General features: G+C 71.4%; 19 protein-coding genes and 2 pseudogenes. 6 read left to right on the forward strand and 15 right to left on the reverse strand.

The window, feature by feature from the left end:
* Positions 1-214: 214 nt before the first annotated feature.
* Together JM949_RS17255 and JM949_RS17260 are read right to left on the reverse strand one after the other, a co-directional pair.
* A complete protein-coding gene (locus tag JM949_RS17255; protein ID WP_203149467.1) occupies positions 215-508 on the reverse strand; it encodes a WXG100 family type VII secretion target in 294 nt (97 codons plus the stop codon).
* A 22-nt stretch (positions 509-530) separates the two neighbouring features.
* Entirely contained in the window at positions 531-851 is a 321-nt protein-coding gene (locus JM949_RS17260; RefSeq protein WP_203149468.1) for a WXG100 family type VII secretion target, read from the reverse strand.
* Positions 852-1,167: 316 nt separating this feature from the next.
* Between JM949_RS17260 and eccE the strand changes: the two are divergent.
* From eccE to rarD, 4 genes and pseudogenes are all read left to right on the forward strand, one after another.
* Positions 1,168-3,048: pseudogene (gene eccE / locus JM949_RS17265) on the forward strand (type VII secretion protein EccE); the annotation flags it as partial.
* Between the two features lie 61 nt (positions 3,049-3,109).
* Entirely contained in the window at positions 3,110-3,496 is a 387-nt protein-coding gene (locus JM949_RS17270) for a phage holin family protein (protein ID WP_091395522.1), read from the forward strand.
* Between the two features lie 124 nt (positions 3,497-3,620).
* The gene (locus JM949_RS17275; RefSeq protein WP_203149469.1) at positions 3,621-4,118 is read left to right on the forward strand and encodes a GNAT family N-acetyltransferase; all 498 of its coding nucleotides are present in this window, start codon (positions 3,621-3,623) and stop codon (positions 4,116-4,118) included.
* Positions 4,115-5,026, forward strand: coding sequence for an EamA family transporter RarD (gene rarD, locus JM949_RS17280; RefSeq protein ID WP_203149470.1), 912 nt, complete (start codon positions 4,115-4,117; stop codon positions 5,024-5,026). Before JM949_RS17275 ends, rarD begins: the two co-directional genes overlap by 4 nt.
* A 20-nt stretch (positions 5,027-5,046) precedes the next feature.
* On the opposite strand, the gene JM949_RS17285 is transcribed toward rarD, so the two are convergent.
* Positions 5,047-5,760, reverse strand: coding sequence for an anti-sigma factor family protein (locus JM949_RS17285; protein ID WP_203149471.1), 714 nt, complete (start codon positions 5,758-5,760; stop codon positions 5,047-5,049).
* Positions 5,757-6,272 carry a sigma-70 family RNA polymerase sigma factor gene (locus JM949_RS17290; protein ID WP_203149483.1) on the reverse strand — a complete coding sequence of 172 codons (516 nt, stop codon included), beginning with the start codon at positions 6,270-6,272 and terminating at the stop codon, positions 5,757-5,759. Before JM949_RS17290 ends, JM949_RS17285 begins: the two co-directional genes overlap by 4 nt.
* Positions 6,273-6,498: 226 nt before the next feature.
* Here JM949_RS17290 and JM949_RS17295 point away from each other — a divergent pair.
* A pseudogene (locus JM949_RS17295) lies at positions 6,499-8,624 on the forward strand (PhoX family protein).
* A 110-nt stretch (positions 8,625-8,734) separates the two neighbouring features.
* Here JM949_RS17295 and JM949_RS17300 read toward each other — a convergent pair.
* A complete protein-coding gene (locus JM949_RS17300) occupies positions 8,735-9,517 on the reverse strand; it encodes an IclR family transcriptional regulator (protein ID WP_203149472.1) in 783 nt (260 codons plus the stop codon).
* 154 nt (positions 9,518-9,671) lie between these two features.
* On the opposite strand from JM949_RS17300, the gene JM949_RS17305 reads away from it, so the two are divergent.
* Positions 9,672-10,901 (forward strand): MFS transporter, encoded by a 1,230-nt coding sequence (locus tag JM949_RS17305; protein ID WP_203149473.1) that lies wholly within the window; start codon positions 9,672-9,674, stop codon positions 10,899-10,901.
* On the opposite strand, the gene JM949_RS17310 is transcribed toward JM949_RS17305, so the two are convergent.
* The 10 genes from JM949_RS17310 to nuoF all read right to left on the reverse strand — a co-directional run bounded on the left by JM949_RS17310 (position 10,877) and on the right by nuoF (position 24,082).
* Positions 10,877-11,962 carry a polyprenyl synthetase family protein gene (locus JM949_RS17310; RefSeq protein WP_203149474.1) on the reverse strand — a complete coding sequence of 362 codons (1,086 nt, stop codon included), beginning with the start codon at positions 11,960-11,962 and terminating at the stop codon, positions 10,877-10,879. The two genes, JM949_RS17305 and JM949_RS17310, sit on opposite strands and share 25 nt — an antisense overlap.
* An 89-nt stretch (positions 11,963-12,051) precedes the next feature.
* Complete coding sequence (nuoN, locus tag JM949_RS17315; protein WP_203149475.1) at positions 12,052-13,605, reverse strand: NADH-quinone oxidoreductase subunit NuoN; 1,554 nt, start codon at positions 13,603-13,605, stop codon at positions 12,052-12,054.
* Positions 13,602-15,137 (reverse strand): NADH-quinone oxidoreductase subunit M, encoded by a 1,536-nt coding sequence (locus JM949_RS17320; RefSeq protein WP_203149476.1) that lies wholly within the window; start codon positions 15,135-15,137, stop codon positions 13,602-13,604. The genes nuoN and JM949_RS17320 overlap by 4 nt, the downstream gene beginning before the upstream one ends.
* A 64-nt stretch (positions 15,138-15,201) precedes the next feature.
* Positions 15,202-17,127, reverse strand: a complete 1,926-nt coding sequence (nuoL, locus tag JM949_RS17325) for an NADH-quinone oxidoreductase subunit L (RefSeq protein ID WP_203149477.1) — start codon at positions 17,125-17,127, stop codon at positions 15,202-15,204.
* A gap of 11 nt (positions 17,128-17,138) precedes the next feature.
* Positions 17,139-17,438, reverse strand: coding sequence for an NADH-quinone oxidoreductase subunit NuoK (gene nuoK / locus JM949_RS17330; RefSeq protein ID WP_030486270.1), 300 nt, complete (start codon positions 17,436-17,438; stop codon positions 17,139-17,141).
* A gap of 58 nt (positions 17,439-17,496) precedes the next feature.
* Positions 17,497-18,270 (reverse strand): NADH-quinone oxidoreductase subunit J, encoded by a 774-nt coding sequence (locus JM949_RS17335; RefSeq protein WP_203149478.1) that lies wholly within the window; start codon positions 18,268-18,270, stop codon positions 17,497-17,499.
* On the reverse strand, positions 18,267-18,908 hold the full coding sequence (gene nuoI, locus JM949_RS17340) for an NADH-quinone oxidoreductase subunit NuoI (protein WP_203149479.1): 642 nt from the start codon (positions 18,906-18,908) through the stop codon (positions 18,267-18,269). Before nuoI ends, JM949_RS17335 begins: the two co-directional genes overlap by 4 nt.
* 1 nt (position 18,909) lies before the next feature.
* Positions 18,910-20,262, reverse strand: a complete 1,353-nt coding sequence (gene nuoH / locus JM949_RS17345; RefSeq protein ID WP_203149480.1) for an NADH-quinone oxidoreductase subunit NuoH — start codon at positions 20,260-20,262, stop codon at positions 18,910-18,912.
* Complete coding sequence (locus tag JM949_RS17350) at positions 20,259-22,766, reverse strand: NADH-quinone oxidoreductase subunit G (RefSeq protein ID WP_203149481.1); 2,508 nt, start codon at positions 22,764-22,766, stop codon at positions 20,259-20,261. The genes nuoH and JM949_RS17350 overlap by 4 nt, the downstream gene beginning before the upstream one ends.
* On the reverse strand, positions 22,766-24,082 hold the full coding sequence (gene nuoF, locus JM949_RS17355) for an NADH-quinone oxidoreductase subunit NuoF (protein ID WP_203149482.1): 1,317 nt from the start codon (positions 24,080-24,082) through the stop codon (positions 22,766-22,768). Before nuoF ends, JM949_RS17350 begins: the two co-directional genes overlap by 1 nt.
* Positions 24,083-24,235: the final 153 nt, after the last annotated feature.

The raw sequence follows: 24,235 nt of genomic DNA on the forward strand, positions 1-24,235 counted from the left end.
GCCACCGCGCGGGACCGGGCCCTGCTGGTCGCCGCGGCGGTCGGCACGACTGTGGTCACCGTGGCGGTGCTCGCCCTGGTGGTGCCCCGAGGCGCCCGCCGACGCTGGCGCCCGGCCGACCAGGTCTGACCGCGGCCGCCCACCGCCCCGGCCCGGGGCCAGCCGTAGCCGGGGCGCTGAGCCGGACACGGTCAGCGCTCCCGGCCCACGACGCTCACTGGAACAGCCCGGTGTTCTTCTTCTCGGTGTCGAGGTAGTCGGTGGCGGAGTCGTGCACCGCCAACCGGATGTCCCGCAGCATCGCCTGGAGGTCGTGCGAGGCGGAGCGCCACCGCGCCTGCCGCTGCTCGTAGGCCTGCCGGGCCTCGCCCGTCCAGCTCGCCACCAGCGGGGCGGCGTCTCGTTCGAGCTGGCCGAGTTGCGAGTCGAGAGTGTTCAACGCCTTTTGGATGTCCGCGCCGGCCTGCTGTAACGCGGCGAAGTTGACGACCAGCACACCATGGTCCATCGGATTCCCCTCCCCAGTGGGATCAGAGCGGCAGTTGGATGCCGCCGCGGTTGGTGCCGGCCACCCGGCTGGCCGCCTCGTCGTCGGACACGTCGTACTGTCGGCCGGCCGTGCGGATCGCACCGGCGGTCTCCCGAAGCGCCCGGTGCAGCGCCGCCTGATCCTGCGACCACTGCTGCTTGACCTGCTCGAACGACCGCCCACCGGCGCCGCGCCAGGCCTGCTGCAACACCTCCAGCTCGGCCAGCAGGCCGGTCAGCATGGACTGCAACGACTGGTCCACCTGCTCGAACTTCGCGGCGGTCTGCTGCATCACCGCGGCTTCTGCCTTGGTTTGGGACACCCGGACGTCACCCCGTCTCTCTGATCGCACCTGGCCGTCGACGCGACCGCTCTGGGGACGCGTCGTCGCTTGGCCCGGTCAACGAGCACTGAGACGCGGGTCAGCGAAGGACTTCGTGGCTGACGGTAGCGACCTCGTAGCGGTTCTGCTACCCCCCGCGCCTCCCCTGTGGACAACCGGGCGGCCATCGGTCGATTACGATGTGCCGCAGCCACGTCGCGACGCGTGACGGGCCGTCGACGGATGGCCGACGCGCTCGACAGGTCCCCACTGGTCGAGGAGGCACGGTGCCGGCGATGACCACCGGAGGGCCGCATCCGGCCCCGGTCCGGTCCGAAGCAGACACCGCCGCCCGGGCGATCGGGCCGACTCGGCCCGCCGGCCACGGCCTGCACTCCGCCGATCAGCGGCCGTTCCGCCGCCGCGCGTTCGCCGACCACCGGGTCTGGCCGGGCCGACCCGCGGGCACCCGGGTGCGAGCCGGCCAGCTGGTCGCCGCGCAGGTCGCGGCGGCGCTGATCCTCGTCGCCCTCGGCCGACAGGCATCCGTCGTGGCAGCGGCCGTCCTGCTGGCCGCGCTGCTGGTAGCGGTCTGCTGGGTTCCGGTCCGGGGCCGGTGGCTCTTCGAATGGTCGGGCACCGCTCTCGCCACCTCACCCGCCGCCGCGCGCTCACCGGGCCGGCCTCGGCGGCCGAACTCCTGGACCTGGTCGCCCCGGGCACCATCGTCCGCTCGACGGAGTTGCCCGGCGGGCCGGCGGCCGTGCTGGAGGACACCGCCGGCCTGGTGGCGCTGCTGGAGCTGGGCGACCCCGGCGACCTGCTCGGCGACGTGTCCCGGGCGCTGCCCGCCCCGGCCGCCCTGCTGCCGACGGCCGGGCCGGACCTGCCCCCGCTGCTGGTCCAACTGCTGCTCGCCGGGGCACCGGCTCCGGTGCCCGGTGCGGGCGGCGCGGTCGGCACGTCGTACCGGCAACTGGCCGACGGGCGGCTCGCCGGCCGGGAACGGGCGGTGGTGGCGGTCCGGGTGCTGCGGGTGGACGGTTGGTCCGAGGAGGACCTGCGCCGGGTGCTCGCCGGCACGGTACGCCGGATCGTCCGTCGACTCGGTCCGCTGGCCGCGCGACCGCTCGGCGTGCCCGCGGCGCTGCGCGTCCTGGCCGAGCTGGCCCTGCACGAGGGCGAGCCGGTCCGTGAGTCCTGGTCGACGATCCGCTCCGGTGCGCTGGTCCAGGCCACCTTCCGGCTGATCCAGTGGCCGGATCCGGGCGGCACGGGGGGCCGCCGACTGGTGCCCCGGCTGCTCGCGTTGCCGGCGACCACGACCACGGTGTCGATCTCGTCGGGTCCGTCGCCGGCCACCGGCGCGGCCGAGGTGCCGACCGAGTTGACCGTACGCCTGGCGACCGGGTCGGCTACCGAGTTGGCGGCGGCCACCGAGGCGCTGATCCGCCTGGTGACCGACCTGGGCGGCAGGCTGCGGCGGCTCGACGGCACCCACCTGAGCGGGTTGGCCGCCACGCTGCCGCTGGCGTTGACCGCACCCGCGGCGCAGCCCCGCCCGACGATGGACGACTGGGAGCTGTCGTTCGGCGCGGCCGGGATGATGGTCGGCACCAACCGGCACGGCGGGGCCGTCACCGTGCGCCTGTTCCGTCCGGAGAGCACCCGGGTGGTGCTGGTCGGTGGGGTGCGCGCGGCCCAGCTGGTGGCCCTGCGCGCCCTGGCTCTCGGCGCGCTGGTGGTGGTGCAGACCGCACGGCCGCGGGTCTGGGAGCCGTTCGTGCGCGGGGTCGGCGCGCCGGGCGGGACGATCCCGCTGCTTCCACCCGGCCGGTCGGTCGCCGCCGGGGTGGGCACCGCCCTGCGTCCGTTGCTGCTGGTGGTCGACGCCGGGCCGGTGCCGGCCGACGCCGAACCGGGTCCGCCGTGGCGGGCCACCCTGGTGGTACGGGACGAGCTGACCTCGGCGGACGTGGACGCGTTGAGCCGGGCCGACCTGGCGTTGCTCCAGCCGCTGAACGCCGCCGAGGCCGCCCTGGCCGGCACCGCGCTCGGGTTGGGCGGCTCGGCCGAGTGGTTGACCCGGATCCGGGACGACATGGTGGCGGTGGTCAACCGGCGGGCGTTGCGGTGGGCCCTGCTCTCCCCCACCCCGATCGAGTCGCAACTGGTCGGTCGCCCGGCGCGCGGCTGATCCACTCTGCCGGCCAACTGTCGGGTTACGCCGGTGCCTGGTCCGTGGCACGATCCCCGCCATGGGTTTTCTGAAGGGTCTGCTGATTCGGCTGGCCAGCACAGCTCTGGCTTTCTGGCTGGCCACGCTCCTCATCCCGGGCATCTCGCTGGATTCGAACTCGGCCACCGAGACGGTGACCACGCTGCTGCTGGTGGCGGTGATCTTCGGCGTGGTCAACGCGGTTCTCCAGCCGATCATCAAGACCGTCGGCTGTGGCTTCTACCTGCTGACCCTCGGCCTCATCGCGCTGGTGGTGAACGGGCTGCTGTTCCTGCTCACCAGCTGGATCGCGGACCAGGCCGGGCTGCCGTTCTCGGTGGACGGTTTCTGGCCCGCCGCGGTGCTCGGCGCGCTCTTCGTGAGCATCGTGACCTGGATCCTCGGCGCCGTCCTCGACCGGGACTGACCGACCAGCCGGCACCGGCCCGGGCCCGCCGCGCTCCGACCACGGCGGGCCCCGGGGCGGGCCGGTGACCAGAGTTCGGGAATTGGGCGTCCCCGCTGACCACCCGGACGGTTAGCGTCGCCGGATGTTCTCGCTGACCCACGCCGACGGGCACCTGCTGAGCACCGACCCCGCCCGGATCGACCTGGACCTGGTCCACCACTGGTTGTCCACCGACGCCTACTGGGCGCTCGGCCGGGACCGGGAGACCACCGCACGGGCCTTCGCGGGCTCCCTGCCGTTCGGGGTCTACCGGCCCGAGGACGGCCGTCAGGTGGCGGTGGCCCGGGTGGTCACCGACGGTGCCACCTTCGCCTGGCTCTGCGACGTGTACGTCGACCGTCCCGCCCGGGGCAAGGGGCTGGGCGGTTGGCTGGCCAGCGCGGTCCGCGACCACCTGGCCGAGCGGGGCGTACGCCGGATCCTGCTGACCACGTACGACGCGCACGAGGTGTACGCCCGGGTGGGCTTCACGCCACTGGACGTGCCGCAGCGGTGGATGCAGCTCGACCGGCGGTCGCCGGTGACCCCGATCACCGGAAAGGAACAAAGCAGCGGTATGCCCCTTACGGTGGAGCCGTGACGCCACTCCGCCTGGGATACCTCTACGGCCTCGGCGCGTACCTGCTCTGGGGCGTCTTTCCGCTCTATTTCAAGCTGCTGCGACCGGCCGGCCCGCTGGAGATCCTGGCTCACCGGGTGGTCTGGTCGGTGCTGTTCGTGGCCCTGCTGTTGGGCGCGCTGCGCAACGTCAATTTCCTCCGGGCGCTGCTGCGCCGGCCCTGGGCGGTCGCCGGGATCGTCGCCGCCGCCGCGCTGATCGCTGTCAACTGGGGCACCTACATCTACGGGGTCAGCTCCGACCGGGTGGTGGAGACCGCGCTCGGTTACTTCATCAACCCACTGGTCGTGGTGCTGCTCGGGGTGACTGTGCTGCGGGAGCGGCTGCGCCCGGCCCAGTGGGTGGCGATGGGGATCGGCGCGGCGGCCGTCGCGGTGCTCGCCGTGGACTACGGCCGGCCACCCTGGCTGGCGTTGACCCTGGCGTTCAGCTTCGCCGGCTACGGGCTGGTCAAGAAGCGGCTCGGGCTGCCCGCCGCGGAGGGGCTCTTCGTCGAGTCGGCGGTGCTGGCGCTACCGGCGCTGGGTTACCTCGGCTGGCTGAGCGCACACGACGACCTGACCTTCGGGCACGTCTCGGCCGGACACACCGCCCTGCTGGTGCTGGCCGGCGCGGCCACCGCGATCCCGCTGCTCCTGTTCGCCGGCGCGGCGAACCGGCTGCCGCTGAGCGGCCTCGGCATGATCCAGTATCTGGCGCCGATCCTCCAGCTCGGTTGCGGTGTGCTGATCTTCCACGAGCCGATGCCGCCGGCCCGCCTCGCCGGCTTCGCGCTGGTCTGGCTCGCCCTCGTCGTCTTCACCGCCGACGCCATCCGCACCTCCCGCCAGACCCGCGCCCAGGCCCGAGCCCTGGTCCCCGCCGGCTGAACGGTCATCGGGTCGGCCGGTCAGGGAACGGCGTACGTCAACAGCGGCGTCCCGTCGGCCCGTTGGAGTTCCACCCCGACCAGCTCGGCGTCGGTGAAGCGGGTGACACCGGTGAACCGGAGGTCGTCCCCCGGCGCGGCGAGCCAGGAGCCGATCTGCTCGCTGGTGCCGTTCGGGCCCTTCGCCACCAGCCGGAACGGGTACGCCTTGCCGTAGCTGGTCCGTGCGTCGTACCCGCAGTGCATGGTCACCTCGGTACCCCACTTGCTGCCGGCCAGCCCGATCTCGGCGTGCACCGGCCCGGCGAGGGCCACCGGCCGCATGGCGACCATCGACACCTGTGGGCCGGGGCGGGTGCCCTGCGCCCCTGGGGGCGGTGCGACCGGTCGGGGCAGCACCGCGGCCGTACCGACACCGACGACCAGGGCCAACCCGGCGGCGGCCAGCGTGGTGAGGGCGTACCGTCGCCGGTCGGTGGAGCGTTGCCGACGACGGCGGCGACGGGCCTCGTCGAGCAGCGCGGGCACCCGGGGCGGGGCCGGCGGCGGCAGGATCTGCTCCAATCCCGTCGGGTCGAGGCGACCGAGCAACCCGGGCAGGACGGCGATCTCGGCGACCGCCTCCCGGCACGAGGCGCAGGTGCCGAGGTGCCGCTCGTAGGCTGCCCGTTCGGCCGGGGCCAGGGCACCCAGCACGTACGCGCCGTCGTCGTACGCGAACTCGCACCGGGTCATCCCGTCACCCCCATCTCGGCCAGGACCAACCGTAGAGACCGCAGCGCGTAGTGGGTGCGGGACTTCACGGTCCCGGGCGGCACCCCCAGTCGGGATGCCGCCTCGGCCACCGACCGCCCCTGGTAGAAGCACTCGACGAGCACCTCCCGATGGGTTGGACTGAGCCGGTTCAGCGCCTCGGCGACGGTCCACGCCTCCACCGCGCGTTCGGCCTCGTCGACGACCTCCGGCGGTTCGGGAAAGTCGTCGGTGAACACCTCGCCGACCCGGGTGGACCGCCGCCGCCAGGCGTCGATGGCCAGGTTGCGGGCGGTGGTGAACAGCCAGGAGCGCACCGAGCCGCGACTGGGGTCGAGCGACTCGGGGTGTCGCCAGGCCCGCAGCAGCGTCTCCTGCACCAGGTCCTCGGCGCGCTGCCGGTCCCCGTTCACCAGCCGCAGGGCGTGCGCGTACAGCGCCTCCGCGTGCTCGTCGTGCAGCGCGCGCAGCAGTTGGGCGTCGTGGTCGCTGATGGCGGTCTCCTCACTTCCGGCGCGCGTCCGGCGGTGCGTCCGTTCGGAAATACGTGCGGTCACGCCGAACGGTTCAGCCCGAGGTCAGACCGGTTGCGTGTGGTCGCCGACCACGGAGGTGTTCATGCCCGGTTCACACAGCGGCCGACGAGCGCTCACCGCGTCCTCCTAGCGTCCGGCTGGTACGCGGCCTGTCGTGTCACCGACTTCTCTGGAGGCTTCTCCCATGAGCGACCGTCCCCGGCTGCTCCCCCTGTTGAACGGCACCCGCCATGGCACCCGTGACGCCATGACCTGCCTGTACCGCTGCGGCAACGCCTGTGACCACCCGGTACCGAACACCTCCGACAACGCGTACTTCGGTGATGTCGTGAACGCGGAGGTCTCCCGGCGGGGCGTGGTCCGGGCCGGCGCGGTCGGCGCGCTCGTTCTCGGTTTCGGCGGCGCGGCCGCCGGTGCGCTCGCCGGCGCGGCCCGGCGATCGCCGCCCCGGCCACGCCGGAGGTCCCGGAGGCCTTCGGTTTCGGCCGGCCCAGCACCGGTGTCGGCAACGGCGCGCTGACCTTCAAGCCGATCCCACCGAACAAGCTGGACGCCCTGGTGGTGCCGAACGGCTACGACCACGCCGTGGTGATCAAGTGGGGTGACCCGGTCGTGCCGGGCGCGCCGGCGTTCGACCTGCACCACCAGACCGCCGCCGCGCAGTCCAAGCAGTTCGGTTACAACAACGACTTCGTGGGCGTGCTGCCGCTGGACAAGCAGGGCCGGCGGGCGCTGCTCGTGGTCAACCACGAGTACACCAACGAGGACCTGATGTTCCCGGGCTTCCCCGGCCTGGACGGGCTCTCCGTGGAGCAGCTGCGCACCGCGATGGCCGCGCACGGCATGTCCGTGGTGGAGCTTGAGCGGGTCGCCGGCACCGGGCAGTGGCAGCCGGTCGAGAAGGGCCCCCGGCCGTACAACCGGCGGGTCACCGCCCTCGGCACCAAGTTCGACCTGACCGGCCCGGCCGCCGGTTCGGCCTGGCTGAAGACCGCCGCCGACCCCAGGGGCCGGACGGTCGTCGGCACGCTGAACAACTGCGCCGGCGGCGTGACCCCGTGGGGCACTGTGCTCTCCGGCGAGGAGAACTTCAACCAGTACTTCGTCGGCGCGGACGCCGCCCCGGCCGAGCTGAAGCCGAAGCTGGACCGCTACGGCATCAGCACCGCCAGCCGCTACCCCAGCGGCAGCCGCAAGTGGGAACGCGCCGACGAGCGCTTCGACCTGGCCAAGCACCCCAACGAGGCACACCGGTTCGGCTGGGTCGTCGAGATCGACCCGTTCGACCCGGAGAGCCGCCCGCGCAAGCACACGGCGCTGGGCCGGTTCAAGCACGAGGGCGCCAACGTGATCGTCGCCAGGGACGGCCACGTGGTCGCGTACATGGGCGACGACGAGCGCTTCGACTACCTCTACAAGTTCGTCTCGGACCAGAAGTTCATGAAGGGCAACTCCTGGGCCGCCCGCAAGCACAACCTGACCCTGCTGGAGTCCGGCACGCTCTACGTGGCGAAGCTCGACCAGACCAGCGCCGCCGAGGTCGACGGCTCGGGCAAGCTCCCCACCGACGGCGGGTTCAACGGCCGTGGTCGCTGGATCAAGCTGGTCAGCGGCAACCGGTCGTTCGTCGACGGGATGACCGCCGCGGACGTGCTCACCTTCACCCGGCTCGCCGGTGACAAGGTCGGCGCGACCAAGATGGACCGCCCGGAGGACGTCGAGCCGAGCCTGCTCACCGGCAAGGTGTACGTGGCGCTGACCAACAACACCAACCGTGGCGTCGGCAGCAACCCGAAGGCGGACGAGGCCAACCCGCGTAACGCCAACAAGCACGGGCAGATCCTGGAGCTGGTGGAGGACCGCAACGACAACACCTCGGAGACCTTCGCCTGGTCGCTGCCGATCGTCTGTGGTGACCCGACCGACCCGTCGACCTTCTTCGCCGGGTACGACAAGGCCAAGGTCTCCCCGATCTCCTGCCCGGACAACGTCGCCTTCGACGCCACCGGCAATTTGTGGATCTCCACCGACGGCAACGCGCTGGGCAGCAACGACGGGCTCTTCGCCACCGCCGTCGAAGGTCCGGAGCGGGGTCACCTCAAGCAGTTCCTGACCGTGCCGCTGGGCGCGGAGACCTGTGGCCCGTTCATCACCGGCGACAACCGTTCGGTCTTCGTCGCGGTGCAGCACCCGGGCGAGATCACCGGGGCCTCGGTGGAGAACCCGGCCTCGAACTGGCCGGACGGCGACTACGCCAAGCCGGGTGTGGTGGTCACGTGGCGGCTCGACGGCGGCCCGGTGGGCAGCTGACGGTGCGCCCGCGGCCGGTGGGTCGCTGACGTTGCTCCGGCGGTTCGGCGCTGGACCGCCCCGAGAGGCCCTCTCCCAGCCTGGGAGAGGGCCTCTGGGCGTTGCGGCGGTCAGCTCTCGGCGGCGATGCCGTCGGCGACACTGCGGGCCACGGTGAGCAGCTTGGCGCGCACCACCCGGGCGGAGGTCATCATCTCGCTGGCCGGCAACGCGCAGGCCAGCACGACCCGGCGTTCCATGTCCTTGTCCGGCGCGACGAGCACCGCCGCGCAGGCCACCCCCTGGCGGAACTGCCCCATCTCCAGCTGCATGCCCCGCCGGTCGCCGGCGGCCAGGTCGGCTTCGAACGCCTCGGTGGTGGTCAGGGTGGCGGTGGTGAACGGTCGCATGCCGTACTCGCGCAGATAGCGGTAGCGCTGGTCGGCGGTGAGGGTGGCGAGCAGCGACTTGCCGAGGGCGGTGGCGTGTGCCCCCTCGTCGAAGCCGGGGACCAGGTCCTCCAGGTAGGGCGAGCGGTGCCCCTCGGCGACCGCCGTGAGGGCCACCTGACCGCCGACGAAGCGACCCAGGTAGTGGCTGTAGCCGGTGTCCAGGGCGGCCCGCCGCAGCGTCTCACCGACCGCTGGCGGGCCCCGGAACGCGGTCACCAACTCCCGGTACCGGTCGGCCACCTCCAACCCCACGATGTACGTGCCGTCCTCGCGACGGATCACGTAACCCTCGTAGGCGAGGGTGCGAACCAGGTGGTAGGTGGTGGCCACGGTCAGCTCGCACCGCCGAGCGATCTGCTTGACGGTCAGGCCTTTCGGGGCGCGACCGACCGACTCCAGCACCCGCAACGCTCGGGACACGCTGCGAATCAGGTCCGAAGGTTCTGCCAAGGGGTCGCGCACAACCACCTCCGCCGCCGGGGACTTACACCATATGAAAAACAGGCTCGGTGCGAAATGCCTGTTCGGGTCGAGGATGTCAGATCACCATCCACAGCTTGTGGCCCGCCGGTCACCAGGAGTGCGGTGAACCGGGCTCGCGTAGGTTTGCCGGACGATGACCGACACCTCCATCACCCCCGATCCGACCGTCACCCGACCCCGCCCGGTCCGCGCCAGCGCCGGCGCGGTCGTCACCACAGTGGCGTGCGTACTCCCGGTCTTCCTGCTCGGTGGTCTCGCCGTGCAGATGGGCCGGGACCTCGGCTTCTCGCCGGCCGGTCTGGGCCTGGCCGTCGCCGTCTACTTCGGGGTCAGCGCGCTGGCATCGGTGCCCTCCGGCCGGCTGGTCGAGCGGTACGGCCCGGCCCTGGTCGCCCGCTGCGGCATCGCGCTGGCCGCCGGGTCGATGCTGGCCATCGCCGGGCTCGCCCGGTCGTACCCGGTGCTGGTCGGCCTGCTGGCGCTCAGCGCCGCCGCGAACGCGCTCGGCCAACTGGCCAGCAACACGGCGCTGGCCCAGCACGTGCCGGTCCGACGGCAGGGGCTGTCCTTCGGCGTCAAGCAGGCCGCCATCCCGGTCTCCACCCTGCTCGCCGGGGCGGCGGTGCCGACCATCGCGCTCACCGTCGGCTGGCGCTGGGCGTTCGTGGCCGCCGCCGTGGCCGCGTTGACCACACTGCCCGCCGTACCCCGGCCGTTGCCCGGCCCGGCGCGGCGACCCGGTGACACCCGCGCCGGTCGGGCGACCGCGGCGCTGGTGGTGATCGGCGCGGCGGCGACGTTCGCCGCTGCCGCCGCCAACGCGCTGGGCACCTTCCTGGTCGACTCGGCCGCGGTTCGGGGCCTGTCGCCCGGACTCGCCGGCCTCACCCTGACCATGGGCAGCGCGATCTGCGTGGCGGGCCGGGTCGGTGCCGGCTGGTTGGCCGATCGCCGCGACACCGGTCACGTCGCGGTGATCGCCGCGATGCTGGTGGTCGGCGCGGCCGGGCTGGGCCTGCTCGCGCTGGCCGGGTCGGTGCCGCTTGTGGTCGGCGTGCTGCTCGGCTTCGGCCTGGGCTGGGCCTGGCCGGGTCTGATGACCTTCGCGGTGGTCCGGCTCCACCCGCAGTCACCGGCCGCCGCCACCTCGATCACCCAGACCGGGGTGTACGCGGGCGGCTGTCTCGGCCCGCTGAGCCTCGGCCCGCTCGCCGCGCACCTGGGCTACCCGGCCATGTGGGGCGTCGCCGCCGGGGCGATGCTGCTCGCCGCCGCCCTGATGCTCGTCGGCAGCCGCCTGCTGGCCCGCGTCGCCGCCGCAGCGGCCCGGAGCGTGGATCAGCCGTTGCGGTCGGCCATGTAGTCACAGAGGGACTCGAGCGCGCTGCGCTCCGGCCCGGCCGGAAGCGGGGCGAGCTGCGCGCGGGCCTCCTCGGCGTAACCGCGCACGGTCTCCCGGGCCCGCTTCAGCGCCGGGCTCTCCCGGAGCAGCCCCAACGCCTCGCCGTGCAGCGCGTCGTCGGTGAGCGGACCGGTCGCCAGGATCTCCCGCAGCCGCACCGAGGAGGCGTCGGAGTCGTCCGCCTGGAGGGCGTAGAGCACCGGCAACGTCGGGACGCCCTCGCGCAGGTCCGTGCCGGGGGTCTTGCCCGACTGCACCGACTCGGAGGCGATGTCCAGCAGGTCGTCGGAGAGCTGGAAGGCGACGCCGATCGTCTCGCCGTACCCGGCCAGGGCCTCCACGTGCTCCGGCGCGGCACCGGCGAACAGGCCGCCGAACCGGACCGACGTGGCGATCAGCGAGCCGGTCTTCTCCGCGATCACGTGCAGGTGGTGGCCGACCGGGTCGTCCTCGGCACGCGGCCCCACCGTCTCCGCGATCTGACCGTGCACCAGCCGGGCGAAGGTACGCGCCTGCAACCGGACAGCCTCGGGGCCCAGGTCGGCCGCGATGTCCGCGGCGCGGGCGAAGAGGTAGTCGCCGACCAGGATGGCGACCGAGTTGGTCCAGCGGGAGTTGGCGCTCTGCGCACCCCGGCGGACGGCGGCCTCGTCCATCACGTCGTCGTGGTAGAGGGTGGCCAGGTGGGTGAGCTCCATCACCACGGCGGCCGGGACGACCTTCGGAGCGGTCGGGTCACCGAACTGCGCGCCGAGCGCCACCAGCAGCGGCCGGAGCCGCTTCCCGCCGGCCTCGACGAGATGCCGGGCGGCCTCGTTGACGAACGGGTCGGCACTGGAGACACTGGCCCGCAACTCGACCTCGACCGTGTCCAGCAGACCCAGCACGGACGCCTCGACACGGGGGTCGGCGAAGTTGAGGCCGAGCGCGCCGAACTGACTCGTGCTCGCCCGACCCCGCTGACCGCCGGAGCCGGCGACACCTGAACGCTCGCCCGCCGGATTCACCACGCTATCCACCATGCCACACCCGTTCGACCTGCTCCGGGGCGGGGATACACACCGGGGGCCGGCGCGTGAACACGCGCGACCCCCAGTGATCGAATCCTCGGTCATCTAACGAATTCGGCGGCTCCGGTAGCCAGATCGAGCAGCGGCGCCGGGGCCACGCCCAGCACCAGGGTGGCCAGCACACCGATCATCAGCGCGGCGGAGGTGAGCCCGCCGGGCACGGTGACGGTCGGGGTGGACTCGCCCGGCTCGGAGAGCCACATCATCACCACGACCCGCAGGTACGGGAACGCGAGCACCATGCTGGTCAGCACACCGGCGATCACCAGCCAGGCCTGGCCACCCTCCAGGGCCGGCCCGAAGATGGCGAACTTGCTGGTGAAACCGCTGGTCAGCGGGATGCCGGCGAAGGCGAGCAGAATGAACGTGAACAGCGCGGCGAAGAACGGCGACCGCCGGCCCAGCCCGGCCCACCGGGACAGGTGGGTGGCCTCCCCGTCGGCGTCGCGCACCAGGGTCACCACCGCGAACGCGGCCAGCACCGAGAAGCCGTACGCGACCAGGTAGAACATCGTGCCGGAGAGCCCGTCGCGGCTCGGCGCCAACACGCCGACCAGCAGGTAACCGGCGTTGGCGATCGAGGAGTACGCGAGCAGCCGCTTGATGTCGGTCTGGGTGACCGCGAGCACCGCGCCGACCAGCATGGTCAGCACCGCCACCGCGCCGAGCACCGGGGTGAAGTCCCAGTTGGCGTCGGCGAACGCGACGTGGAAGACGCGCAGCAGCGCACCGAACGCGGCGACCTTGGTGCAGGCGGCCATGAAGCCGGTGACCGGGGTCGGCGCGCCCTGGTAGACGTCCGGGGTCCAGACGTGGAACGGGGCCGCCGCGGCCTTGAAGAGCAGACCGATGGCGAGCAGCGCCATGCCGGCGAAGAGCAGCACCGGGCTGGCCGGCGACTCGCTCACCGCCGCGTGGATGGTGGCGAAGTCGACGCCGGCCGAACGGCCCGGGATGCCGGCGGTGAAGCCGTAGATCAGCGCCACGCCGAACAGGAAGAACGCGGAGGCGTACGCGCCCAGCAGGAAGTACTTCATGGCCGCCTCCTGGCTCAGCAGGCGGCGGCGACGCGCCAGCGCGCAGAGCAGGTAGAGCGGAAGGGAGAAGACCTCAAGCGCGATGAACATGGTCAGCAGGTCGTTCGCCGCCACGAAGATCAGCATGCCGCCGATCGCGAACGTGGTGAGCGGGTAGACCTCGGTGAGCCCGTTGCGCCCCTCGGCCTGCCGCCGATCGTCAGCCGACTCGGCGGTCACCGCGGCCTGGGCGACGAACGCCCCGCCCCGCTCGACAGTGCGGTCACCGATCAGCAGCAGCGCCATCGCGGCCAGCACCAGGATCGCGCCCTGGAGGAAGAGCGTCGGCCCGTCGATCGCGAGGGCCTGGCCGGCGGTGATGATCCGCTCGTCGGCGTTGAGGACCACCATGGTCAGCGCCGCGAGCACCGCGAGCAGGGCCAGGGTCAGCTGGACCAGGTGCCGCCAGCGCCGGGGCACGAGGGCCTCGACCAGCACGCCGAGCAGCGCGGTGCCCAGCATGATCAGGATCGGAGCGATAGCCGCGTAGTCGATCGACGGCAGTTTCAACTCGGTCACTTTGCCGCCTCCTGGACGGTGCCGCCGACCGACGGGGCCGGGTCGGTCTTGCCGATGTCGTCCATGGTCGCCTGGACGGCCGGGTTGATCACGTCAGTGACCGGCTTGGGGAAGAACCCGAGCAGCACGATCAACGCGACCAGCGGGGCCACCACCACCTTCTCGCGCAGGTTGAGGTCCCGACGCATGCCGTCGACCTCGGTCAGCGCCGGGTTGAGCGTGCCCTGGGTGGTGCGCTGCACCATCCACAGCACGTACGCGGCGGCCAGGATGATGCCGAGCGTGGCGATGACCGCGACCGGCTTGTTCACGGTGAAGGTGCCGATCAGCACCAGGAACTCGGAGATGAACGGCGCCGTGCCGGGCAGCGCGAGCGAGGCGAGACCGGCGAAGAAGAGCACCCCGGCGAGCACCGGGACCAGCTTGCCGGCACCACCGAAGTCGCTGATCAGCGCCGAGCCACGCCGGGAGATCAGCATGCCCACCACCAGGAAGAGCAGGCCGGTGGCCAGCCCGTGGTTGAGCATGTAGAGCACCGCGCCGGTGCCGGCCTGGGTGGTGAAGGCGAAGATGCCCACCCCGATGAAGCCGAAGTGCGCGATCGAGGTGTACGACACCAGCCGCTTGAGGTCGTTCTGGCCGACCGCCAGCAGCGCGGCGTAGACGATGCCGATCACACCCAGGGCCAGCGCCCACGGGGCGAACCACTTCGACGCCTCGGGGAACAGCGGCAGGCAGTACCGCAGGATGCCGAAGGTGCCGACCTTGTCCAGCACACCGACGAGCAGCGCCGCCGCACCCGCCGGGGCGGCGCCACCGGCATCGGGCAGCCAGGTGTGGAACGGGAAGAACGGCGCCTTGATGGCGAACGCGAGGAAGAAGCCGAGGAACAGCCACCGCTCGGTGCCGGTGCTGATGTCGACCTGCGACAGCGCCTGCCAGTCGAAGGTCTTGCCGCCGACCACCCAGAGGCCGATCACCGCGGCCAGCATGAACAGACCGCCGACGAGCGAGTAGAGGAAGAACTTCACCGCCGCGTACTGCCGCTGGTGGCCACCGTAGCTGCCGATGAGGAAGTACATCGGCACCAGCATGACCTCGAAGAACACGTAGAACAGGAAGACGTCGGCGGCCGCGAAGACGCCGATCATCGTGCACTCGAGGACCAGCAGCAGGGCGAAGTAGACGGGCACCGACCGCTTCGACGCATCGGCGTCGTGCCAGGACGCCAGGATCACCAGCGGCACCAGCACCGCGATCAGCATCAGCATCACCAGCGCGATGCCGTCGGCGGCGAAGGTGAAGTTGACCCCCCAGTTCGGGATCCACGAGTACGACTCACGGAACTGGAACCGGTCACCACCGGCCTTGAAGCTGACCCACATGACCACCGAGAGCACCAGCACCAGCAGCGACCAGACGAACGCCACCTGCTTGGCCAGCTCCGGCCGGTGGCGCGGCAGGAGGGCCACCACCAGGGCACCCACCAGCGGCGCCACGGTGAGCACCGAGAGGAACGGGAAGTTGGACATTATGCGGCCTTACCTCCGTCGTCACTGCGTGGTCCGCCGGCGGGGGCGGCCGGAAAGAGGTCGATCACACCAACCACCCCGCCTGCACCGCCAGGAACGCCGCCATCACCAGCAGCGCACCGGCCAGGATCGAGGTGGCGTACGAGCGGACGAAGCCGGTCTGCATCCGCCGGAGGCGACCAGAGCCACCGCCGACCGCGGCGGCGAGCCCGTTCACCAGCCCGTCGACGCCCCGGTTGTCGAGGTACACCAGCGCCCGGGTGAGGAAGATGCCCGGCTTCTCGAAGACCGCCTCGTTCACCGCGTCGGCGTACAGGTTGCGCCGGGCGGCGGTGACCAGCACCCCGGCCGGCTGCTCCGCGGTGGCCGTGCCGGCCCGGAACAGGAACCAGGCGAGCCCGGCACCGAGCACGGTGACCAGCAGCGACAGCGTGGTGATCACGGCGTGCGAGAGGACCGCCTCATGCTCGGCGTGCTCGCCGCCCAGCCCGGCGGTCGAGGTCAGCCAGTCCGGGACGGAGGTGGAGAGCAGGAAGCCGGCACCGATCGAGCCGAGCGCCAGGAGGATCAGCGGGATGGTCATCAGCTTCGGCGACTCGTGCGGGTGCTCGATGTCCTCGGTCCACCGCTGCGGGCCGTGGAACGTGAGCACGAACAGCCGCGTCATGTAGAACGCGGTGAGCCCGGCGCCGAGCAGCGCGGCCCCGCCGAAGAGCCAGGCGGTCCAGTCCTCCCGCTCGAACGCGGCCACGATGATCGGCTCCTTGGAGAAGAAGCCGGAGAACGGGAACATGCCGATGATGGCCAGCCAGCCCATCATGAAGGTCAACCAGGTGATCTTCATGTGCTTCGACAGCCCACCGAACCGACGGATGTCGACCTGGTCCTTCATCCCGTGCATCACCGAGCCGGCGCCGAGGAACATGTTGGCCTTGAAGAAGCCGTGCGCCAGCAGGTGCACGATGGCCAGCGCGTACGCCCCACCGCCGAGACCGACGCCGAGGAACATGTAGCCGATCTGGCTCACCGTCGACCAGGCGAGCACCCGCTTGATGTCGTCCTTGGCCGCGCCGATGACGCAGCCCATCAGCAGGGTGAGCGCGCCGACGCTGACCACCACGAGCTGGAGCGTGTGGTTCGCCGAGAAGATCGGGTTGGACCGGGCGATCAGGTAGACGCCGGCGGTGACCATGGTGGCCGCGTGGATCAGCGCGGACACCGGGGTCGGGCCCTCCATCGCGTCCGGCAGCCACGCCTGCAACGGGAACTGACCGGACTTGCCGGCCGCGCCGAGCAGCAGCAACAGGCCGAGGACCAGCACCGTGGTGGCGGTCAGCGCGCCGACGCCGTTGAACACCTCGTCGTACTGGGTGGTGCCCAGGGTGGCGAACATGATGAAGATGCCGATGGCCAGGCCGGCGTCACCGACCCGGTTCATCAGGAAGGCCTTCTTACCGGCGGTGGCCGCGCTCGGCCGCCCGTACCAGAAGGAGATCAGCAGGTACGACGCCAGACCGACGCCCTCCCAGCCGAAGTAGAGCATCACGTAGTTGTTGCCGAGCACCAGCAGCAGCATCGCCGCGACGAACAGGTTGAAGTACGCGAAGAACCGCCGGCGGCCCGCGTCGTGCGCCATGTACTCCACCGCGTACAGGTGGATCAGGAAACCCACCCCGGTGATCAGCAGCACGAAGACCGCGGCCAGCGGGTCGAACAGCAGGCCGAAGTCGACGCGCAGGTCACCGACCGCGATGAAGTCCCAGAGGCTCAGCTCGACCGACTTGTTCTCCAGGCCACGCAGCTGGAAGAAGAAGGCCAGGCCGAGCACGAACGCGGCGCCGATTGCGGCGACGCCCAACCAGTGCCCCCAGCGGTCGGCCCGCCGGCCGAGCAGCAGCAGGATGGCCGCGCTGACCAGCGGGATCGCCACGAGCAGCCAGACGCTGCCGAGCAAGCCCGTGGCACCGGCGTACTGCACAGTCTCTTCCACTTGCGTGCCCCTTAGTACTTGAGCAGGTTGGCGTCGTCGACGCTCGCCGAGCGTCGCGTCCGGAAGATGGACATGATGATCGCGAGCCCGACCACGACCTCGGCCGCCGCCACCACCATCACGAAGAACGCCATGATCTGACCGTTCAGGTCACCGTTGATCCGGCTGAAGGTGACAAGCGTCAGGTTGGCCGCGTTGAGCATCAGCTCCACGCACATGAACAGCACGATCGCGTTGCGCCGGACGAGCACCCCGGCGGCGCCGATGGTGAACAGCACCGCGGCGAGCACCAGGTAGTAGTCAGGTGTCATGGCTGAGCTGTCCTTTCGTTCGCGACTGCGGGGCTCCGCTTCGCTGCACTCCTCGCGCTCACCGTTGGTCCGTCCCCTTCAGGGTGGTCTCCTGCGCGGTCAGCTCCCGCACCGGCAGGATGGCCGGCGTGCTCTGCTCGGTGAGCCGGCCGTCCGGCAGTCGCGCCGGGGTGGCCACCGAGGAGGAGGTCGCCCAGACACCGGGGCCCGGCTTGGGGCCGGGGTAGTTGCCCGGCGCGAAGCGGGCCCGCATTGTCGACACCTGGTCGACCTTGTCGCGCTTACGCCGCTCGATGTGCGCGAGCACCATGGCACCGACCGCCGCGGTGATCAGCAGCGCCGAGGTCAGCTCGAACGCGAAGACGTACTTGGTGAAGAGCAGGCGGGCGATGCCCTGCACGTTGCCCTCCGCGTTGGCCTGCTCCAGGCCGACCGCGGTGGTGCCCTCGACGGCCCGGTAGAGCGCGCCGCCGACCAGGCCGGCGAAGCCCAGACCCAGCACGATCGCGGCGACCCGCTGGCCGCGCAGCGTCTCGATCAGCGAGTCGGTGGAGTCCCGGCCGACAAGCATCAGCACGAAGAGGAAGAGCATCATGATCGCGCCGGTGTAGACGATGATCTGCACCATGCCGATGAACGGCCCGGCCTGGAGCACGTAGAACACGCCCAGGCAGAGCATGGTGAGCACCAGCCAGAGCGCGGAGTGCACCGCGTTGCGCGCGGCCACCATGCCGATGGCGCCGATGAGCGCGAGCGGCCCGAGGATCCAGAAGGTGACCTCCTCGCCGCCGGACACCGCACCCGCCGCGGCCAGCACCGTAGACGTGGTCATGCTTCCTCTCCCTTGCCGGCCGCGACGCGCTGGGCGGCCTGCTCGGCGCCCGGGAACGTCACCCCGGGGTGCTCCTCGACCTGGTAGCGGCCGGGGCCCATCGGGGACGTCTCCGCACCGGCGGAGGTGCCCGGGTTGTCCAGCGCGCCGACGTAGTAGTCCTTCTCGCTGTCGCCCAGCAGCATCGGGTGCGGTGGCTGATCCATGCCCTCGAGCAGCGGCGCGAGCAACTGCTCCTTGGTGAAGATCAGGTCCTGCCGGTTGTCCCGGGCCAACTCGTACTCGTTGCTCATGGTGAGCGACCGGGTCGGGCAGGCCTCGATGCAGAGCCCGCAGAAGATGCACCGGGCGTAGTTGATCTGGTAGATGCTGGCGTACCGCTCGCCCGGCGAGAAGCGCTGCTCGTCGGTGTTGTCGCCACCCTCGACGTAGATCGCGTCCGCCGGGCAGGCCCAGGCGCACAGCTCACAGCCGATGCACTTCTCCAGGCCGTCCGGGTGCCGGTTGAGGATGTGCCGCCCGTGGTAGCGCGGCGCCGAAACCGGCGGCTTGAACGGGTAGTCGGTCGTGACGACCTTCCTGAACATGTGCGAGAAGGTGACACCGAATCCCTTGAACGTTCCGGTGATCGCGCCCACGTCACACCTCCCTGGAGTCCGAGCCGGCGACGATGTTGGCCGGCTCCCGCTCGGCGACCACGCGCCTGATGCGCGGGCTCGGTGGTACCTGAAGATCCATCGGTGGCAGCGGGAAGCTCCCGTGCGGCCGGCTGTCGACCTGTTCCTGCGGCGTCGGCTTCGGCTGCGGCCGGCGGTTGGGCCAGAACAGCGTGGCGAGCAGCAGGATGCCAGCTGGAATGCCGACCGCGATCACCTTGCCGCGGGTGTCCCAGTCCTCGATGGAGCGCAGGCCCGACAGGACCAGGATCCAGACCAGGTTGATCGGCAGCAGCACCTTCCAACCGAGGCGCATGAACTGGTCGTAGCGCAGCCGGGGCAGCGTGCCGCGCAGCCACACGAAGACGAAGACCAGCGTGATCACCTTGCCGAAGAACCAGAGCATCGGCCACCAACCGGAGTTGGCGCCCTCCCACAACGTGATCGGCCAGGGCGCCCGCCAACCGCCGAGGAACAGCGTGGTGGTGACCGCGGACATGGTCACCATCGCGACGTACTCGCTGAGCATGAAGAGCGCGAACTTCAGCGAGCTGTACTCGGTCATGAAGCCGGCGACCAGCTCGGACTCGGCCTCGGGCAGGTCGAACGGCGCCCGGTTGGTCTCACCCACAGTGGCGATGAAGAAGATGATGAAGCTCGGCAGCAGCAGGATGGCGTACCAGCCCGGCGCCGGGATGGGCTGGCCGAAGATGGTCAGCTGGGTGCCGTCGCCCTGCGCGGCGACGATCCCGCTGGTGCTCATCGTGCCGGCGGTCATGAAGACCGCCACGATGCTGAGCCCCATGGTGACCTCGTAGGAGATCATCTGGGCGCTCGACCGCAGACCGCCCAGCAGCGGGTACGTCGAGCCGGAGGCCCAGCCACCGAGCACGCTGCCGTAGACACCCATCGAGGAGCAGGCGAGCAGCAGCAGCACCGCCACCGGCACGTCGGTGACCTGCAACGGCGTGTGGTGGCCGAAGATGCTCACCATCGGACCGAAGGGCACCACCGACAGGGCGGTCACCGCGCAGATCACCGAGATGGTCGGGGCGAAGAAGTAGACGACCTTGTCGGCCGCCTTCGGCAGGATGTCCTCCTTGAAGGCCATCTTCAGGCCGTCGGCGAGGGTCTGCAGCAGGCCGAGCGGACCGACCTGGTTGGGGCCGGGCCGCACCTGCATGTAGCCCACCACGCGGCGCTCGAACCAGACACCGAGCAGGGTGGCCAGCACGGCGAAGGCGAACGCGAAGACGACCTTGATGAGGACCAGCCACCACGGATCCTGGCCGAAGTCGGCAAGCGTCGGATCCTGGGCGAGGATTGACGGACTCACTGGTTACCCCCGGAGTTGAGGAGCGGACCCGGGAGACCGGTCTCGTCGGCCGCCACCCGCCCGGCCGGGATGGCCGTACTCGGTGCGGGGACGGAGATCCGGACGACCGTGCCGGACGCGGCCCCGAGGCTGCGTCGCACTGTCGAGCCGGGTGAGTTGGTCGGCAGCCAGACCACGCCGTCCGGCATCTCGGTCAGCTCCGCCGGCAGGGTCAACGCCCCCCGGTCGGTGCCGACCGTGACCGCGTCGCCGTCGGCGACACCGAGTGCCTCGGCCGTGCCCTTGCCCAGCCGGACCACCGGCGGGCGGGCGGTCCCGGCGAGGTTCTCGTCGCCCTCGGTCAGGGTGCCGAGGTCCACCAGCTGGTGCCAGGTGGCCAGCACGGCCTCACCGGCACCCGGGTGCGGCAGCCGGCCCGGTGCCACCGAGGGGGCCGCCGGCCGAGTGGTCCGGGTGGCCGGCAACGAGCCCAGCTCACGACGCACGCTCGGCACGTCGGCCGTGCCGAGCGTCACGTCGAGCAGGGCGGCGAGCGCGTCGAGCACCCGACCGTCGGTCATCGCCGCGGTGTTCAACACCGGCTCGAACGGGCGCAGCCGGCCCTCCCAGTCCAGGAAGCTGCCGGCCTTCTCGACCACCGGGGCGACCGGCAGCACCACGTTCGCCCGCCGGGTCACCGCGCTGGCCCGCAGCTCCAGGCTGACCAGGAACGGCACCGCGTCCAGGGCGGACTCGGCCAGTCGCGGGTCGGCCAGGTCGGCCGGGTCGACACCGCCGACGACAAGCGCGCCGAGCTGCCCCTTGGCGGCCGCCGCCAGGATGCCGTCGGTGTCCCGCCCGGCCTGGCTCGGGATCACCCCGGCCGGGATGTCCCACGCCTCGCCCAGCTCGGCCCGCGCGGCCGGCTCGGTGACCAGCCGGCCACCGGGGAGCAGGTTGGGCAGGCAGCCCGCGTCGACGGCGCCCCGGTCACCAGCGCGCCGCGGCACCCAGGCCAGCTTCGCGCCGGTACGCCGGGCCACCTCGGCCGCGGCGGAGAGCCCACCCGGCACGGTGGCCAGCCGCTCGCCGACGATCAGGATCGCGCCGGGCGCGCTCAGCGCCTCGGTGACCGTGGCGTGCTCGGCGAGCACGCTGGCCTCCTCGCCCGGCACCACCCGGGCCAGCTTGGCACCGAGCTTCTCCAGGCCACGGGTGGCGAACGGCGCCAGCGCGTACACCGTCAGGGTCTTCTTCAGGTACGCCTTGCGTAGCCGCAGGAAGAGGATCGGGCACTCCTCCTCCGGCTCCAGGCCGACCAGCACCACCGCCGGCGCGTTCTCCACGTCGGTGTAGGTGACGTCGGTGACCCCGGCGACCGAGCTGGCCAGGAAGTCGGCCTCCTCGCGGGAGACCGGCCGGGCCCGGAAGTCGATGTCGTTGGTGTTCAACGCGACCCGGGCGAACTTCGCGTACGCGTAGGCGTCCTCGACGGTCAGCCGGCCGCCGGTGAGCACCGCCGTGCCCTGACCGCTCTCCCGGGCGGCGTGCAGCCCTTCGGCGGCCACGGTGAGCGCCTCGCTCCAGGACGCCTCCCGCAGCTCACCGGTGCGCTCGTCGCGGACCAGCGGGGTGGTCAGCCGGTCGGTGGCGCGGGTGTACTGGAAGCCCCACCGACCCTTGTCGCAGTTCCACTCCTCGTTCACCGCCGGCTCGTCGCCGGCCAGCCGGCGCAGCACCTTGCCGCGCCGCCAGTCGGTGCGCTGCCCGCAGCCGGCCGAGCAGTGCTCGCAGACGCTCGGGCTGGAGACCAGGTCGAACGGGCGGGCCCGGAAGCGGTACTGGGCTCCGGTCAGCGCACCCACCGGGCAGATCTGCACGGTGTTGCCGGAGAAGTAGGAGTTGAACGGGACGTCCCCGGCGTCGCCCTCCTCGCCGTACGCGTCGTCCCGGTAGATGTTGATCTCCTCGGCGGACGACCGGCCCATCAGGTCGATGAACTTGTCGCCGGCGATCTCCTCGGAGAACCGGGTGCACCGCTGGCAGAGCACACAGCGCTCGCGGTCCAGCAGCACCTGGCTGCTGATCGCCATCGGCTTCTCGTACTCCCGCTTGTGCTCGTGGAAGCGCGAGTCGGTGCGGCCAGTGGACATCGCCTGGTTCTGCAGCGGGCACTCACCGCCCTTGTCACACATCGGGCAGTCCAGCGGGTGGTTGAGCAGCAGCAGCTCCATCACCCCCTCCTGCGCCTTCTTGGCCACCGGGGAGGTGAGCTGGGTGCGGACGACCATGCCGTCGGCGACGGTCTGGGTGCAGGAGGCGACCGGCTTGCGCTGCCCCTCCACCTCGACCAGGCACTGCCGGCACGCGCCGGCCGGGGCCAGCAGCGGGTGGTCGCAGAACCGGGGGATCTCGGTGCCCATCTGCTCGGCGACCCGGATCAGCAACGTCCCCTTGGGGGCGGTGACCTCGACGCCGTCGATGGTGAGGGTGACGGTCTCGGTCTGCTTGGCTACGTCGGTCATCAGTGCGCCCCTACCAGGGTCTTCTCCGACAGCTTGGGAGCGGTACGACCCTCGATGTAGTCGAGGTAGTCCTGCTTGAAGTACTGCAGCGACGAGGTCACCGAGCTGGTCGCGCCGTCACCCAGGCCGCAGAACGAACGGCCGAGGATGTTGTCGCAGGTGTCCAGCAGGGTGTCCAGGTCTTCGTGGGTGCCCTGACCGGCGAGAATCCGCCGGTAGACCCGCACCATCCAGTAGTTGCCCTCCCGGCACGGGGTGCACTTGCCGCACGACTCGTGGTGGTAGAACTCCAGCCACCGGTACGTCGCGTAGACCGGGCAGTCCTGGTCGGAGAAGATCTGGGTGGCCGTCGTGCCGAGGATCGAGCCGGCCGCCGCCACCCCCTCGAAGTCCAGTGGCACGTCCAGGTGCTCGGCGGCGAGCAGCGGGGTGGACGAACCGCCCGGGGTCCAGAACCGCAGGTTGTGCCCGGGCTGCATGCCACCGGCCAGCTCCAGCAGCTCGCGCAGCGTGATGCCCATCGAGCACTCGTACTGGCCGGGGTTGGCGACCCGACCGGAGAGCGAGTAGATCATCGGCCCGGAGGACTTCTCCGTGCCCATGGTCTTCCACCAGTCGGCCCCACCGAGCACGATCGGCGGCACGCTGGCGATGGTGCCGACGTTGTTCACCACAGTCGGGCTCGCGTACAGGCCGTGGGTGGCCGGGAACGGCGGGCGCAGCCGGGGCTGACCCCGGAACCCCTCCAGCGAGTCCAGCAGCGCCGTCTCCTCGCCGCAGATGTACGCCCCGGCGCCGGAGTGCACCACCAGCTCCAGGTCGTAGCCACTGCGCAGGATGTTCTGGCCGAGGTAACCCTTGTCGTACGCCTCCTGGACGGCGTTGCGCAGCCGACGCGCGGCGTGCACCGCCTCGCCCCGGATGTAGATGTAGGCGCGGCTGGCCCGGATCGCGTACGACGCGATGATCACGCCCTCGACCAGCGCGTGCGGGTCGTGGGTCATCAGCGGCAGGTCCTTGCAGGTGCCCGGCTCGCCCTCGTCGGCGTTGACCACCAGGTAGTGCGGCTTACCGTCGCCCTGCGGGATGAAGCCCCACTTGAGGCCGGTGGGGAAGCCGGCGCCGCCGCGGCCGCGCAGCCCCGAGTCCTTGATCAGCTGGATCAGGTCGTCCGGGTGGGCCTTGAGCGCCTTGCGCAGGGCGGCGTAGCCGTCCAGCTGCTCGTAGGTGCCGATCCGCCAGGCGTCCGGCGACAGCCAGCGCTTGGTCAGCACCGGCGTCAGCTTGGCCAGCGTCTCCGGGCGGGGAGTGGTCACTTCTGGGCCCCCGTTTCGTTCGCGTCCGCCGATCCGGCGCCGTCGGCGTCCGTCCCAGCCTTCGCTTCGGTGAGGTTGCGCTCCTGCGCCCCGGCCTCGTCGCCGGCGGGCTTGCCGTCGCCGGCCGGCGCGTTGGCCGCCACGCCCGCCGCC

The organism is Micromonospora tarensis, assembly GCF_016803395.1.
GTDB lineage: Bacteria > Actinomycetota > Actinomycetes > Mycobacteriales > Micromonosporaceae > Micromonospora > Micromonospora tarensis.